Below are 17,637 nucleotides of genomic sequence, written 5' to 3'. Positions count from 1 at the left end.
CATTATTTAAAACACTCTCTATAAATAATATCCACGTAGCCTTACTGCTTTTATTTAAGTCAATTAGTTTTAATTGCAGCGAGTTAGATTATTTGTAAGCGAGTATAAACATTGACCTCAAGGTTAAATTAATATGTAGAGATTAATTTTTTATTAACATATAATAACCCTATCTTCCTAGTACCAAATAACCAGATAGATTGAAACATATTGTTTTGAGCCACTGTTATGAATTAATAAAAATGAATTACTAATGAAATATATTTTATATCTTGTGCTTTTAATCTCTAGTCAAGTATTTGCAAAGCCTGTAAATAATAGTATTGCATTTTACTATTCATACCCTATGCCTCTAGCCGAAATGACCTTTTATTCACGCGTTGTAGTTCAGCCAGAACACGTCACTGAGCACGAACTTAATTGGTTGAAACAACGTAATATTGCTGTTTATGCTTATTTAAGTGTTGGCGAGTCTTTTAATAGAAATAAGTCCTCACTTAGTATAAACCCCAACTGGAATAGCCATATTGCCGATTTAGCATCAGCACATTGGCAACAACATATTCAAAGGAGCGCTGAGACATTAAAAGCACGTGGTTTTAGCGGCTTATTTTTAGATACTCTAGACAGCTATCAACTTTTAGATGACAAGCACAGTAAACCCGAACAACAAGCTGGATTAGTCACCATAATAAGCTCTCTATCTGAAACTTTTGATAAGCACCTTATTCTCAACCGGGGCTTTGAGTTATTGCCTAAACTCGCTGATTTAGCCAATGATTTAGTGGCGGAAGGTTTATATAGCCATTACAACCCAAACGACAATAGCTATAAACTGACCAACAAAAACGACCAAGATTGGCTAAGCGCACAATTAAAAAAAGCAAAAAACTTAGGCCTCAACGTCCAAATTATTGATTATGCAAAGCCCGATAACCGCCTCGCTATGGCACAAAAGATTATAGATGCAGGTTTTAATCCATGGGTGACAGATGGGCACTTACAAACATGGGGTACATCATCGATAACACCTGTGCCTAGGCGAATATTAATCCCTTATAATAGCGATATTTCACCCTTAGTTAAAAAATCCGTTCATTCAAAGCTTGCTACAGTCATAGAATACTTAGGGTATATTCCTGATTATGTAGATGTAGCTAAAGAAAGTTTACCTAAAATAGATCCCAGTTTACATGCCGGCATTATTTCTTGGACTACTCATAGTATATTTTATAGTACTGAGATTATTAAATGGCTGGAAGGGGGTTTAAAAATAGTACCGGAGCTAATATTAGGGGAATTACCTCAATCAAATAAATTACTGATTAGTTTAGGCGTAGAAAATATAAATAATGCGCAACCTGGCCCTTATGAAGTTAAATACTTTGCCGATTGGCTAAAAGGTGAAACTACAAAAGCACCTGTAATTATCAGACCAAATTCCCTTAAGTTAACCTCAGACGCCACAGCGTTAATTAGCATTAGTTCAGCAAATGGTAAAATCCTAGCGCAAGGAAGTAAGACTAAACTAGGTGGCATAATAGTAGCCCCTTGGCTAATTGATAATTTACCACTGGAAGGCAGTAAATGGGTGATAGACCCTAAGAACTTGTTAACAAAAGTACTAAATTTACCCACAATATTAGCTCCTGATACAACGACTCTGAGCGGAAGGCGTATGTTAACTTTGCACATAGATGGCGATGGATTTAGTAGCGTTGCGCACTTCAAAGGTAAGCCATACAACTCAGAAGTTATTCGCGATGAAATAATAAAAAGGTACAAATTGCCATTAACATCCTCCATAATACAAGCAGACATAGAGCCTAACGGCTTACATCCAAAACAAAGTGAAGAACTTGAGCAAGTTGCAAGAGATATATTTAAACTACCTTATGTAGAGGTTGCATCACACACATACAGCCACCCTTACTTTTGGAAAGTGCTATCAGGGATACAAAACATAGATGAAGATGATACGAAATACGGACTTAATTTAAATATTCCTGGGTATCTCTCTGTCGATTTAGAAAAAGAAATTTCAGGGTCAATTCAATATATTAATGAACGACTGACGCCAAAGAATAAAAAAACAGTATTAATTCTATGGTCAGGCGATGCGGTTCCAGGACCAAAGGCTTTAGCCATAGCAAGAAAAGCTGGCGTGCTCAACGTGAATGGTGGTAATACTTCAGTAAAAGCTGATAACCCAACTCTTACAAATGTATCGCCAATTGGACGACCTGAAGGTGACTTGTTATACCAAATTTATGCACCCATTATTAACGAGAACGTATACACCAACTTGTGGCATGGGCCTTATTATGGTTTTAAGCGCCTAATCGAAACATTTGAAATTACAGAAAAACCATACAGATTAAAACCCTATAGTATTTACTTTCATTTTTATTCTGGTGAACTACCTGCTGGACTTGATGCCCTGAAATATAATATAGACTACGTACTTGCAAGACCGAATACGCCAGTACATTTAAGCCAGTATGCAAAAATAGCTAAAGACTTTTATTTTTCAGCTCTTGCTAAAAACAGCAATAACGAATGGGTTTTTAGCTCTCAAAGTATTCGAACATTACGTATTCCCAATGATTTTGATGTTCCTAATGTAGCTCAAAGTTCAGGAATATCCGGCGTCACTCAAAAGGGTAATTACATTCATATAACTGATGATTTAGCAAAGCTTAGCTTTGATCACAGCCAAGAAAACAATGTACCGTATTTAGCTTCAGCTAATGTCTCCATGGATAATTGGCAAGTGAATGGAGCTGTCAGTTTTAAAGCCTGGGTGCCTGCTAAAATTGATTTAGTTAATGGGCGTTCTTGTGAGTTTGTTTCTAATGATGGAAAGCGCTTTAAAGGTAAATCAAATGCTGATATCACACAGTTTAGTCTGCCAAAAGGTCAATTCTACGGTTACTTAAAATGTAAAAGAGCTGCTTGATGGTGAGTAATAAAAAACTAAGCTCTTATTGTAAGTAACATATTGATACATTCTTTTATCGTTTTTCTAAGTATAGGTTTGTAGGTTGCTCTTAATAACTCGAGTGGCAAACCAATGGGTTTTATTGTGGTGAGTTAATCAAACCAGCATGTTATTATACCCCTTGAGTATATGGTTGAATTAACATGTAGAAATTAATCTTCCATTAACATATAATAACCCTATATTACTAATACCAAATAGCTAGATAAATTGGACCGCATTACTTTGAGCCACAGTTATAAATTAATTGAAATGAATTACTAATGAAATATTTTTTATACCTAGTGCTTTTAATTTCTAGTCAAGTATTTGCAAAGCCTGTGAATAATAGTATTGCATTTTACTACTCAGCACCGATGCCATTAGCCGAAATGACCTTTTATTCTCGCGTTGTAGTCCAGCCTGATCTTGTGACTGAGCACGAACTTAATTGGTTTAAACAGCGTAATATTGCTGTCTATGCTTATTTAAGTGTTGGTGAGTCGTTTATTGAAAGTAAGTCTTCACTCGCAGTTAACCCTAACTGGAATAGCCATATTGCCGATTTAGCATCAGCACATTGGCAACAACATATTAAAAGTAGCGCTGCGGCATTAAAAGCACGCGGCTTTAGCGGCTTATTTTTAGATACCCTAGATAGCTATCAGCTATTAGATGCTACACACAGTAAACCCGATCAACAAGCTGGGTTAGTCACCATAATAAGCTCACTATCTGAGACTTTTGATAAGCACCTTATCCTCAATCGGGGATTTGAGTTATTGCCTAAACTCGCTAATTTAGCAAGTGACTTAGTTGCTGAGGGTTTGTATAGCCACTTCAATCCAACCGACAATAGCTATAAAGTGACCAACAAAAACGACCAAGATTGGCTAAGCGCACAATTAAAAACAGCACAAAGTTTAGGCCTCAACGTCCAAGTTATTGATTATGCAAAGCCCGGTAATCGCCTTACTATGGCACAAAATATTATAGACGCAGGTTTCAATCCGTGGGTGACCGACGGTCACTTGCAAACGTGGGGCACATCATCAATTACGCCGATCCCTAGGCGCATTTTAATCCCTTATAACAGTAACGTAAAACCACTCATATACACTACCGTACACTTAAAGCTTGCGACCATGATTGAGTATTTGGGGTACATACCTGATTACATAGATATGGCAAAACGCGACTTACCTTTGGTTGACCCTAGCTTACATGCCGGTATTATTTCGTGGACCTCAAGCGATGCATTTTACACCCCAACACTTACCAATTGGCTTGAAGCTAATTTAGGTGTTGTGCCAGAACTTATTTTAGGCGAGTTACCACAGTCAACTAAATTACTATTTAACATGGGTATTGAGTCGTTAAACACACTACCTGAAGGTCCATATAAACAAGATAGCTTTGCACCTTGGCTCAAAGGAGAATCCACAACACCTCCCCCCTATCGTTAAACCATATTTACTAAAATTAGCAACTAATGCGACTCCTTTAATTACAATAAAATCAGCTGATAACACAATAATTGTACAAGCGGCTAAAACTAAATATGGTGCAGTCGTGGTTGCTCCTTGGCTAATTGATACATTTCCGATGGAAGGCAGCAAATGGGTTATTGATCCGCGTACATTGCTTACTCAAGCAATGGGGTTACCACCTATATTAGTGCCAGATACAACCACCGAAAGCGGCAGGCGAATGCTTACTTTGCATATCGATGGAGATGGATTTACAAGTATTGCCCACTACGCAGGTAAGCCTTATTCAGCAGAAGTAATTCGAGATGAAATAATTAAACACTACAAACTACCGTTAACGTCATCAGTGATCCAAGCTGATATTGAAGAAGGCGGTATTCATTCTAAACAAAGTGCCAAACTCGAAGGCATTGCGCGTAGTATTTTTAACCTGCCTTACGTAGAAGTTGCTTCACACACCTATAGCCACCCCTATTTTTGGACTGCTCTATCTGGGCAAAAAAAAATAGATGAAGACGACACTGATTACGGTTTTCATCTAGATGTACCTGGCTACAACACAATTAGCCTTAAAAAAGAAATTACCGACTCGATAAAGTACATTAATGACAAGCTCGCACCTAAAAATAAAAAAACAGTGATGATGTTATGGTCAGGCGATGCAACTCCTGGTCCTAAAGCGCTTGAACTGGCTCGTGATGCTGGCGTGTTAAATGTCAATGGCGGTAATACTGATGTAAATGCTGATAACCCAAGCCTTTCTCACATCTCCCCTATCGGTCGCCCTGAAAGAGATTTGCTGTATCAAATTTATGCCCCCATATTAAATGAAAATGTTTACACAAACTTATGGCATGGCCCTTATTACGGCTTTAGACGCTTAACCGAAACATTCGAAATAACAGAAAAGCCATATAGGTTAAAACCTTACACTATTTATTATCACTTTTATTCAGGTGAAGTTCTTGCGGGCTTAGACGCTCTAAAACACAACATAGATTATGTTTTAGCAAGGCCAAATACACCGGTGCATTTAAGCCACTATGCAAAAGTAGCAAAAGATTTTTACTTTTCTGCACTTGCAAAAAACAGTAATAATGAATGGTTATTTAGCTCAAAGTACATTCGCACTCTGCGCATACCTACCGATTTTGATGTGCCAAACATAGCTCAAAGTGAAGGTGTATCTGGTGTAACTGAAAAAGGTGACTACATACATATTATAAATAACATAGCTCGCCTTAGCTTTGATCATAGCCAAAATAGTAAAAAACCTTATTTAGCATCTGCAAATGTTGTTATTAATAACTGGCAAGTTAACGGACCGGTTAGTTTTAAAGCATGGGTGCCCGCTTCACTTGATTTAATTAATGCACGCTCTTGTGAGTTTGTATCTGGTTTGGGTGAGCACTTTAAAGGTATTAACCGAGGTAAATTAACACATTTCAAAATACCTGCAGGTGATTTTTATGGTTACCTTAACTGCGACGGAGCCGCACTATAATGAATACTACAAAGCGCCCTCAGTTAATTTCAGTAAAAACAATATTAGCGATATTAGCCGTAAGTTGTTTTGCACTTTATGCATTATTTCCACATACCTTATTTTTTGAAGATGATGCACTTTCACAAGACTATACCTTTGAGAAGTCTTACCTTAATGCAGCGCTCAATACAGAGCCCGACAACGAAAAGCTACGCGCAAAATTAGTTGAGCTACATATAGGGCTTAGTGAGTATTCACAAGCTACTAACGAGCTTGAAAAGCTACCTAGAGGTGAGCGCAAAGCAACACTTGAAATAAAGCTGCTCTACTCATTATGGCTAGCAAGCGGTGCTAAAGTTGACGACCGCTTTGAAGAGTTATCTTTAAAAATTGGTGCTCATAAAAACTGGAACGAACAAATATTAACTATTGCAAAAGCAGTTGGGTTAAATGCAAAAGTTGCTCAGTACTATCAAAAAAATAAACAGCCTCTCCTTGCAGCCGATTACTGGTTAAGCGCAGGCGAACCAGACAAAGCATTCGCTATTTATAAAACAAATATAAATGCTGATATTGCAGCTAAAGCGATTGAAACTGCACTTGGTGCAAATAACCCGATACAAGCTTATGCATGGTGGAAAACCTATGGCGACCAAGCCAATATTAAACGCACACTTTATTTGGCTAACTTAGCAGGCAATACAGAAGATGCGGCTCAAGCCATTGAAAGTTTATTAAAGACCGATCCAAATAACAGCGAGTACTTAACACAAGCAATGCACCTGCGTTTAGCAAATGCAAATGCAAAAGGGGCAGAGCAATTACTTGCAAAGCTATTACTACAAAGCCCAGCTGACAAAGAGCTACATTTATTAAATTGGAAGATAAAGCGCTGGCAAAACAAGCCTAAAGAAGCACTTCGAGAGTTTAAATGGCTAATGTCTAACAAAGCTGTAACTCCTGCGATGCTTACCGATAGTATTAACGATGCCACCGCTTTATATTTATACCAAGACGCTAATGATATATACGAATATAAAGCCCAAAATAGAAATCTAAAAGGTAATGGCTTTGCTAATTGGATGCAAGCTAACGAATTTATTGGTAACACAAAGCAAGAATTAAATAATATTGAACGCTTTGAGCAAATAAATGGTAAAAGTGCATTATCACAATATTGGAAAGCAAAAGTACTTCACGATACTGGTAATTTAAAAGCATTAAGAGCTTTGTGGCCTACATATAAAGGGCCTAAAAATGAAGAAGATTTACTTTGGATTGCCCGCGCATTTTGGCTAGATGATGACTTTTCTACAGCTCTGCAAGTACTAAAAAACAAACATGAAAGTTCTGACGATGAGTTTTGGAGCGCCAATGTTGACATGGCAATGCGAGTTAAGGACAAAGCTCATGAGCTATATGCATTAGAGAAGTTACAAAAAATAAGTCCTTTGAGCGTAGGCGACATGCTGCACTACCAACAACTGCGCTTTGAAGGTCGGCCTCAGGAGCTTCTTGATTATTTATGGAAAAGTGAGTCGCAAACTGACCGTCAATTGATTCAAATTGCATTATTAAGCACACAAGTAAATGATGCTAAATCAGTTGCACGTATTCATGCTGAACTTGATAAACAACGATATAATAAAGCTCTCTATCCTGCTTGGTTAATTCTTTCTAATTGGTATCAAAACCAAAGTGATTTAAATTCAGCTTATACAACTTTAAACCGCGCTGCTAAATTAAGCGAATATGACTCTGATGTTGTGCTTGCACAAGGTTGGTTAGCGCTGCAAATGCATGACACTGTAATGATTGGCCGCATTTTAACGCGCTATTCTCAAAGCGACACTTCCTATGCGTGGACGCAGCTCTTAGCTAGCCTATCTATTCACGAAAAGTCATATAACAGTGCCTACTTTTATTTGCGTAAATTGGCCATTGCAGAGCCAAGTGACTTAACAACACTGGTTAACTTAGCCGATGTAATGAAACAACTTGGATATTATGCAAATGCTGCTGAACTTAATCACTATTTACTGCAACACTTACCTAAAGATAAATATGCATACAGAGGCTTAATGTTTCGCTGGGCGGGCGCGATGGCTGTTCCTCATTTAATGCAATTAAACACAATGGAAGAACTTGCCCCCGACACTATTGGTGAGCCCCAAACAAACTGGTGGTTAGCACGCCGAGCTGCACAAAAATTAGAGCCATGGCAAAAACTACAACTTTATATGACCAACGGCGAATTTAATAAAGCGAAACAGCTTATAGCTGAAGGTTCACTAAGCAAACTAGATGAGCTAAACGCCCTACTCTATTTAAAACAACCCTATGCCACCATGCAACGTTGGTACGAAGAACTCACTGGCGAGGCAAATGAATCGCAATTGAGTTTACTCAGAAATGCACGCGCATCCTATTTTAGAGCGCTTGAAATAAACCTATCGCCAGAGGCTGGTTTAAACAGTAGCCAGTACGATGTAAACGTTTATTTTCCTTATGCTAATGGGCAATGGAAATTAAGTTTAAGTAATCAGCAAAACCTTGATAACAACGGGTTACTGTTTGCAATAGAAGATAAAATGACCTTTGGTCGTTGGTATTTTGATGCAAAAATAGATTCGCACCAAGGCAGCTTAGTTAGCCGCCAAGGTCTTAGCATAGACTCTCGTTATCAATGGGATTCACGAACACAGGTAGGTTTAAAGCTTGAATATAATGTTGAAAACCGCCAATCAGAAGCACTACTTAGCTATGCTCAGCTAGATAAAGCCACGGCCTATGTTAACTACAATATTGATGGTAGACAAAACGTACAGCTATCAGCAGCAGCGATGTCTTTTTCTCGAAGAAGCGATGGCAGCTCACTAATAAGCGGCCAAGAATATAATGCTCGTTACCAATACAGCATTTTAAAAGACCGCCCAATTTGGAACGCTTATTTTAGTGCGCAATGGCAAGACTTTGAACGTGTTAATGCATTAATAAATACAGATTCAAGCAGAAGACCGCTAAGAGTTGACCTTCAACCATTTAGACGTTTTGCACTAGGGACCTCATTTGCTTCAACTGGTTCATTAGAACCTCCTTATTTAGGCGCAAGCCCTTCGTGGTTATTTGATATAAGTACTGGCTATCAAACACTTAACGATACAGTAGATGTATCAGTTTCAAGTGGCGCAGGTTGGTCTGTACTGGGCGATGATTTATTTAAATTACAGCTGGGTTACCAAAGTAGTAATAAAGTGGGTAACTCAGATACACAATTACAATTAGGTTATTACGTACATTTTTAATGTTAGGAGAGAGTATGTTTCGTTTAATTATACCGTGTTTGGTATTACTATTATCAGCATGTACCACCAGCAGAGTTGCTGATGATGTAGAGCTTAGCCCTTTAAAAACAGTGGCATTAATGCCACTTGTTAATCATGCTCAAACACCGCTTGCCGGTGAGCGTGCTGAAGATATTTTAGCCAGCATTTGGCAACAAAATAAATTACCAACTCTAATACGTGCACCTCGCGTAAACAGCAAAGAGCTTCCACCACTGGATGATCAATACCGTTTAGACAATGCTATGCAATGGTTAAGCACTCAACAAGCTGACTATGTACTAACAGGCAGCATTGAAGAGTGGCGCTATAAAGCAGGCCTTGATGGCGAACCTGTTGTTGCACTTACATTATCACTCACTGTAAATGGACAAACCACACCAGTTTGGACAGGTACTATTGCTAAAAGTGGCTGGGGCCGCGATAGCATTGCAGCAACAGCACAAGATGTGATTGCCGATTTAATTTCTTATATAGAGGTTAGTGAGTGAAAACACATTTCCTTAGACCAAGAGACGTTCCTGAGCTACAAATATGGGCTGAGGTATTTATATTTACCGCGCTTGCTTTAGGGCTGCCTGTATTATTTAACGCACAGGACCCATTTTGGACTGAGGGAGGGTTTTCGTGGCCTGTACTTGGCCCACTTTTAGTTTCTTTACGCTATGGCTTTTCAAAAGGCTTTATTAGTATTTTATGTTTGCTTGTTGGCCAACTTTTTTTACTTCAAGCAAATATTTTATCACCGCAAAGCGACTTCAATATTAACGCTATGATTGGCTACATTATTGTAATTATGATCACAGGCGAATTTAGGGATGTGTGGGAGCGTACTAATCAACAGCAAAGTATTCAGCTTGAGTACGTAACAGATCGTCTTGAAACATTTACTCGTCAGTATCATTTAATTAATTCATCTCACGATAGAATTGAGCAAATGCTAGCTGGCCATACGTTAAGTTTACGTGAATCACTACAAGCAGTAAGAACCTCTATCGGGCTATTAAAAGAAAGAAGACTTGATAGCGCAGCGCAAAAAATAATCGACTTGTTTGTTGAGTACGGTTCGCTAGAAAGAGCGGGGTTATATAAAGTTGAAAACGACAGTGTTTTAGAACCACCACTTGCCTCTATAGGTAAGATGAGTCAAATAGCTAAAAACGATCCTCTTATATTAGCGATGATCGAAGAAAAAGAATTAGTATCGGTAAAAGACGAAAAAGCATCATCGGGTATAAGTAAATACCATATGGCAATCCCACTTATCGACGTAAACAATACTATTTACGGCGCTATTTTGGTTGAAAGAATACAATTTTTTGCGCTTAAAAATACAACTCTAACATTACTTGCTGTAATGGCTGGGCATATTGGCGACCTACTGCGCCATGAAATAACAAACCCAGTAATGACTTATGAAGAGTATCCATACTTTATTCGCCAAGTTAAACGTGCGAATAAAGAAGCAAAACGATACAACATTCCATCGCAGCTACTAAAGATAAAAGCTAATAATATTACTGATAAATCCACTCAACTTATGAGTTATTTAAGTGAAGCACGCCGTGGTTTAGACATTTATTTGTACGATAATCAAAATCAGGTATTACTGCTATTGATGCCATTAGCTGATGAGCTTGAAAAAGCAGGGTTTATCGCCCGAATGAACACTTGGTGTAAAGAGCGCACTGGTAGCACTTTAGCTGAGCTTGATATTGTTATTGAGCAGCAACTTGCACTACCTATAAGCTCAGATGACATAAAGAGATTGGTTTCACTTTCATGATTATAATTATTGTAGCGGCTATATTAGGGTGTATTTGTCAGTACTTTGCACTAATAGAAGTACTGGAAACACCTGATTGGTTTTTAGCTATATTATTGCATGCTATCGCTAGCATCTTTTTTGCTATTGTTAGTTATGTTTTTATACCTAAAAAATACAAAACGACTCCTTATAGCTCTTTGCTACTCATGTTTTTATTATTGTTTACATTACCAGTACTTGGAATTATAGGTGTTGTAGTAGCGCTTACATTTGCTCTTTGTAAACCTCTCAAGAATGACGAGATAGAAATAGAGGAGCATAAAATACCTGAGCTTCCTTTTGAAGCCAGAGCAATATCAGCAAATCCAACCTATTCAATTGGTGGACTTAAAGCAATTTTGAAGCACGCTAATGAGCCAAATAAGCGTTTAAGTGCTGTAATGGCGGCTCGTCACATGAGTGACTCACAAGCTATTCCTATTTTAAAGCTAGCACTTAAAGATTTAGAAGATGATATTCGCTTGCTCGCCTACTCAACCCTTGATGGTAAAGAAACCAAACTTAACGAAAAAATCAGTTTGTATCAGCAAGAAATAGCAGTTACAACTAAGCAGCCAAAATTGAGTCATTTACAAAAACAGCTAGCCGAACTTTATTGGGAACTGAGCTATTTAGGCTTAGCCCAAGGCGCACTGCGTAAATACGTTTTAGAAAAAGCAGAAGCACTTGCATTGCAAAGTATTGAGCACGTAAAAACACCTGCAACTTTTATATTTTTAGGGCGTATATCTTTAGCCTTAGACAAATACGAAATAGCCCATGAGTATCTACTTAAAGCAACTGAGTTTGGTATGGCAAGGCGCCATGTATTGCCTTATAAAGCCGAAGTTGCCTTTTGTATGAACAAGTTTGACGACTGTAAACGCTACTTAAAAGAACTCCCAGAACAACCTAAGGGCAGTGAATTACGTCATTTGCAGGAGTATTGGCATGAGTAATAAAAATGCAGACATTTTACTGCTTTTAGAAGGCACTTACCCTTATGTACGTGGTGGCGTATCTAGCTGGGTTCATCAAATAATTGAAGGGTTACCTCATTATAACTTTGAGCTTGTTTTTATAGGTGGAGCACCAGAGCATTATGGCGAGATTCAATATACTTTGCCTGAAAACGTTACCAAGCTGCATGTTCATTATTTAGTGGAAAATGACACATCTGAAATAAAAGCTAAGCATGGCGTTAAATATAAAAAAGAGCTCTTTGATTTTTGGCAGCAACTACAAAATTATTTTAGGGATTGTGATGAGCCCATCCCAACTGAGTTATTAAAGTTTGCATTTGAGACTTTGGCTAAAAAAGACGGTATTAACGAAGCCGACTTTTTATATAGTGAATCATCGTGGCAAGTACTCACCAATTACTATTCAACTTTTTGTGATGAATCCTCTTTTATTGACTTTTTTTGGTCATACCGCAATTTATATAAACCGCTATTTAAAATAGCCGAAATTGCACGCGGACTTCCAAAAGTTAAACTTATTCACTCAATATCTACTGGGTATGCTGGTATTTTAGGATCTGGTGCCAGTGTAATAAGCGATACTCCCTTTTTGTTGACCGAGCATGGTATTTACACCAAAGAGAGAAAAATAGATCTTATTCAAGCCAGTTGGATCAAAGAGTCTGAGCAAAGCCTAGGTAAAAACTTAAATACCGAAATGGGCTTTATTCGCCGTATGTGGATCAGCTTTTTTGAGCAAATCGGCCGAACAACATACCAAGAAGCAGATAAGGTCATTTCGCTATACGGCGGTAACAGGCAGCGCCAAATAAAGGATGGTGCAGCGCCAGAAAAAGCATTTGTTGTACCTAATGGAATTAAAACAGTGCGCTTTATTGAAGCGCTTGAGCAGCGTCCAAAACAGATACCACCAGTTGTTGGATTAATTGGACGTGTAGTGCCTATAAAAGATATTAAAACCTTTATACGTGCGATTAAAGAGGCGCAATCGATGCTGCCTGAAGTAGAAGGCTGGATCATCGGCCCTTATGAAGAAGATCCGCAATATTACAAAGAGTGTGAACTACTGGTAGGCAGTCTTGATTTACAAAGCAGTGTAAAGTTTTTAGGTATGCAAGATATTACCAAAATTTTGCCTAAGCTCGGAATTGTAGCTTTAACCTCGATTTCCGAAGCGCAGCCTTTAGTACTTTTAGAAGCAATGGCGGCCGGTGTGCCTGTACTTGCTAGTGATGTTGGCTCGTGCCGCGAAATAATCGAAGGCGGAACTGATGAAGATAAAGCATTAGGTAAAGCCGGTGAAGTTGTCTCAATTGCTTCACCTAGCGAAACAGCACAACAAATATCAAACATGCTAACAAATGAGTAAGTTTGGCTTGAGTATCAAAAAAGTGGTTTAGACCGCGTACAAAAATTTTATGACGAGAGCCACATGTTTGCCCGTTACGATAAACTTTATAAGGATACAATGGCATGGCCGGAATAGGTTTTGAGATACGAAAAATTCTCAAAAAAAATACCCTGCTCTCAGTTTTTGAAGCATACGGCTACGCGGGCTTAATAGGCTCAGGCCCTTGGCTGCTCTCTATTGTAGCGTTAATGCTAATTGGTATTTTAAGTTTAGGCGTTGTATTACCCAAAGTACTTATTATTCAGTTTTTAACGCTTGTTACCTACATGATGGCAGCTTCACTTATTTTAACGGGTGGCTTGCAGTTATTATTAACTCGATTTATTGCCGATTTATTTTTTCAAAAAGAAGAGGCAAAAGTACTGCCTAATTTACTTGGTGCGCAACTTATAACAACAATAGCCGCATTATTGGTGGGCTTGGCTGTATGGCCTATGCTCCCTATACCCGTTGTTACTAAGATTATAATTTTAGGTGCCTTTGTAAGCTTATGTAATCAGTGGCTTGGCGCTATTTTTCTATCGGGTATGAAAGAATACCGGTTGATTTTGATTACCATGCTAAGTGGTTATGCCTTTATGGTACTGCTTGCATATTTATTAAGAGACTGGCAGTTAGACGGCTTGTTTTTTGCGTTTTTTGCAGGCGAAGCTCTACTCTTTTTTAGCTTTTTGTTTATGATTATTCGCCGCTACCCAGGTGAAAAACTTATAAGCTTTGACTTTTTAAGCAATAAAAAAGTGTATTACAGCCTATTCTTTTGTGGTCTGTTTTATAACATTGGTGTGTGGGCTGATAAAATCATTTTTTGGTATTCACCAAGCACATCAATACAAATTATTGGCACGTTAAGAGCCAGCCCAATTTACGACTTACCTATATTTTTAGCCTATTTGTCTATTATTCCCGGTATGGCAGTATTTTTAGTAAAAATGGAAACCGATTTTGTAGAAGAATACGACCGTTTTTACACAGCTATTCGAGAGGGTTCATCGTTAGAAGAGATTTACTATTTAAAAGACAATATGATCCAAACTGCACGTGCCGGTTTATACGATATATTTAAAATTCAAGGTATTACCGTTGCCTGCTTATTATTATGGGGCGAGCAAATACTTACCTTTATTGGTATTGATCCAAACTATAAAACGCTTTTATTTATTGATGTAGTTGGTGTGGGTGTACAAGTTATATTTTTGTCTATTTTAAATATTTTGTTTTATTTAGATAAACGCTCAACCGTCCTATTTTTAGCGGGGCTATTTTTGGTAATAAACGTTGTTTTAACTTTGCTATCAATCGCTTTTGGGCCGCAATTTTATGGTTACGGCTTTGCTCTCTCAACTATTGTTACCTCTGTTGTTGGGTTATTTTGGCTTTCTAAACAATTTGAAGATTTAGAATACGAAACGTTTATGCTGCAATAGCATAATATAAAGGCTGCTTATGCAGCCTTTATATTTAAAGCTTTTCGTACAAAATTAAAATAATTAATTATTGGAAAGCGGCTGATACACACCATGTTTATAGCTCACATAAGCGCCTCAGTTTAAAGTAAAAAAGACTAGCTCAGTAAATGTATAAAATATGTATAAAACAAAGGGCTTATAAAAACCAAGCCCCTACCTTGGCTTAGCTAATCTCTTATACAATTAGACTTAACTAGTTTAGCTTTATACTAAATGAGGTAGCCGTTGCAATTACTTACTCACCCATCGCGCTTTAAAACCACGCGTATCAACATGTATAAATGCGCCTCTGTGCGACTTAGGCCCATAAATACCTAAACCACCTAGCAAACCTTTAAATGATTCACGTCTAGCTAACGACTCCACTATATCGCCCATCGCTTTAGCGTCACCAATTGAATGCTTACCGTCATTATTTATATCATCCATACGGTAGTTGCCATCGTTATCTATAAAAATATCGGCAGCATCACCAAATACATGTCGGCTAAGTTTTACATTGCCAATTGATTTGTTGTAGTACGGAGTTCTATAACCGCTCATAACCACCATATTACTAACCGGTATACCTTCTAAAATCAGTTCTTTGCGTATTTTTTCTAGTTTAAGTAACAACTTATTTTGTAAAAATAAATACTTTGGGTGCTTACTTCGCTGCTTACTAACAAATTCTTTTAGTGAAAAGTGAGGTGATATTTTTACGTTTTCATTTTCAGGCGTTACCTTAACAAAGCCATCGGGCACTATGTAGTGTGAAGCGTCTTTAATCTGTGAAGGTTTAGGATAGTGCCCAATGTGGTAATACTTGAGCTTTCCTCCTTCAACATTGTCTGCCGGTACTTTTACAAATACGTTGATTTTCATACGCTGTTTTTTATCGGGCGACTCAATAATTACCGTTGTTAAACCGGGCTCTTTGGGTGCTTGCCATTGCCAACGGTTGGTGTCTGTAAGCTTAGATTTCCCCTGAGTGTTAATTAGCGTGTAAGCATTTTTTGATTGCGCAAAAAGCACTTCAAACTCAACTTGCTCTTTGGGCATTACAAATACTGAAAACACCGAATATGGCATAACTATATCGTTAATTTTTAGGCTAAATTCTGCATCTTCAAAGTTGGCTTTGTTTTTTATATCAACTACCTGATGCGCAGGCTTTGTAGGCGCGGCAGCAAATACACTATTGCTAAATATAATTGTAAATATGGCGATAGAAATATAATGAATAAATTGCATAAACCCTCTCATTATTTATTTTTTAACAAAGCGGCAATCACCGACTGTTCATCATTTTTTAATAGTGCTTTTTTATCGCGTTGATATATGTCATCTCTAAAGTTAACCAGCTTATTTTCGTCAACCCATGCAGTCCAATAAACTAAATGAATAGGAAGAGGCTCATCTAAATAAAACGTCTTAGTACTGTTTTGAGCAAGTGCGCTGTCTATATGATTGAGTGTTTGTGCCTCTCCTTCGTACTTAATAATTTCACGCGCTAACGAAAAAGGCTTTTCTATTCTTATACAGCCATGCGATAAGGCTCGGTTTGCTTGGCTAAAGCGGTGCTTTGCTGGTGTATCGTGAACATAAATTGCTTCGGCATTGGGGAATAAATACTTAACTTCCCCTAGGGGGTTTTCTTCACCAGCACGTTTTACTAAAAAGTGATCAAATTGGTACGGCTTAATAGAATCCCAATCAATATTGCTTGGATTAACAGTTTGTGAGTCTAGGTAGCTGTTTTTTCTAATTTCAATATTATTTTTTACAAGATAGTCAGGATCCTCGGCTACCTTTGGAGCAATTTCTTTGGTGGCAATTGAGGTGGGTATACGCCATTCAGGATTAACTACAAACTTTTCTATTTCGTCGCTAAATGCAGGTGTTTCCCAACTTGGTTTACCTACAATTACGTTATTTTTTAATTTTACATCGCCAGCTTTTACAAATCGTAAGCTGTATTCAGGAATATTTACATACACATATTGCTCATCACTTGCGCCTGCAAAGTTAGTTATTCTATAAAAGTTAAGTTTTAATTTATCGAGTTTTTGTTGTGCGGGCACATTAAGCGATGCAAAAGTACGCTTACCCACTCGGCCATCAACTTTTAAACCATGGCGGCTTTGAAATTGCTTAACAGCTTGCTCTATACCTTTATCAAACGTGCATATAACTTCGTCGCACACATTAGTTTTTAAGTCACGCTCTTGATATAAACGCTGTGCAAGTAAGCTCACCTGTTTATTATTACTGCCTAGTTCAAGCAATTCATCGTTATATAAGTGTGTAAAACCACCTTTGTTAACTATTTCTTGATACCAATTAATGGCTTTTTCTGTACGTTCAATTAACTGCGCTGAATATTGGTCAAAGTAGTAGGTGTCATCAGCTTGCACGTACTTTTGTGAGTTGTAAGTAGTTAGTGAAGAGTTAGCGAGTACCACACTTTCAAGCTCATTGGCAGCGAGTGTTGGTGCAGAGCATAAGCCGCTCATGCCAATAAACAATGCAGTTTTTAAAGTAAAACCCTTTGCTTTAGTAAGCGCTTGATTTGAAAATGATCCCTTCACTGTGTACCTCCTCGCTAAATATCGTTGATAAATGCTTATGTACTTACCACTAAGTAGTACACTGGAGGTGCAACGGTAATGCCAAATTAAAGTTTCA

General features: G+C 37.9%; 8 protein-coding genes and 2 pseudogenes. 8 read left to right on the top strand and 2 right to left on the bottom strand.

Annotated features, from left to right (window positions below):
• Positions 1 to 253: 253 nt before the first annotated feature.
• The 8 genes and pseudogenes from H5126_RS00455 to pelG all read left to right on the top strand — a co-directional run bounded on the left by H5126_RS00455 (position 254) and on the right by pelG (position 14,928).
• Positions 254 to 2,959, top strand: a complete 2,706-nt coding sequence (locus tag H5126_RS00455; protein WP_182721289.1) for an endo alpha-1,4 polygalactosaminidase — start codon at positions 254 to 256, stop codon at positions 2,957 to 2,959.
• 305 nt (positions 2,960 to 3,264) lie between these two features.
• Positions 3,265 to 5,974, top strand: a pseudogene (locus H5126_RS21620) (endo alpha-1,4 polygalactosaminidase).
• Entirely contained in the window at positions 5,974 to 9,261 is a 3,288-nt protein-coding gene (locus H5126_RS00445; RefSeq protein WP_182721404.1) for a tetratricopeptide repeat protein, read from the top strand. The pseudogene H5126_RS21620 and the gene H5126_RS00445 overlap by 1 nt, the downstream one beginning before the upstream one ends.
• A 14-nt stretch (positions 9,262 to 9,275) precedes the next feature.
• Positions 9,276 to 9,791, top strand: a complete 516-nt coding sequence (locus H5126_RS00440) for a protein PelC (protein ID WP_182721403.1) — start codon at positions 9,276 to 9,278, stop codon at positions 9,789 to 9,791.
• Positions 9,788 to 11,086 (top strand): PelD GGDEF domain-containing protein, encoded by a 1,299-nt coding sequence (locus H5126_RS00435; RefSeq protein ID WP_182712257.1) that lies wholly within the window; start codon positions 9,788 to 9,790, stop codon positions 11,084 to 11,086. The genes H5126_RS00440 and H5126_RS00435 overlap by 4 nt, the downstream gene beginning before the upstream one ends.
• A complete protein-coding gene (locus tag H5126_RS00430; RefSeq protein WP_024597303.1) occupies positions 11,083 to 12,066 on the top strand; it encodes a hypothetical protein in 984 nt (327 codons plus the stop codon). The genes H5126_RS00435 and H5126_RS00430 overlap by 4 nt, the downstream gene beginning before the upstream one ends.
• A pseudogene (pelF, locus tag H5126_RS00425) lies at positions 12,059 to 13,576 on the top strand (GT4 family glycosyltransferase PelF). Before H5126_RS00430 ends, pelF begins: the two are co-directional and overlap by 8 nt.
• A complete protein-coding gene (gene pelG / locus H5126_RS00420; RefSeq protein ID WP_024597305.1) occupies positions 13,564 to 14,928 on the top strand; it encodes an exopolysaccharide Pel transporter PelG in 1,365 nt (454 codons plus the stop codon). Before pelF ends, pelG begins: the two are co-directional and overlap by 13 nt.
• 273 nt (positions 14,929 to 15,201) lie before the next feature.
• On the opposite strand, the gene H5126_RS00415 is transcribed toward pelG, so the two are convergent.
• Entirely contained in the window at positions 15,202 to 16,203 is a 1,002-nt protein-coding gene (locus H5126_RS00415) for a D-Ala-D-Ala carboxypeptidase family metallohydrolase (RefSeq protein WP_182721402.1), read from the bottom strand.
• Between the two features lie 11 nt (positions 16,204 to 16,214).
• Positions 16,215 to 17,540, bottom strand: a complete 1,326-nt coding sequence (locus H5126_RS00410; protein WP_182721401.1) for a murein L,D-transpeptidase — start codon at positions 17,538 to 17,540, stop codon at positions 16,215 to 16,217.
• Between the last annotated feature and the right edge of the window lie 97 nt (positions 17,541 to 17,637).

The sequence above is a fragment of the Pseudoalteromonas sp. SG45-3 genome, from assembly GCF_014164075.1.
GTDB lineage: Bacteria > Pseudomonadota > Gammaproteobacteria > Enterobacterales > Alteromonadaceae > Pseudoalteromonas > Pseudoalteromonas distincta.
The sequence above is the reverse complement of the archived record's forward strand: the minus strand, read 5'-3'. Positions and strand labels throughout refer to the sequence as shown.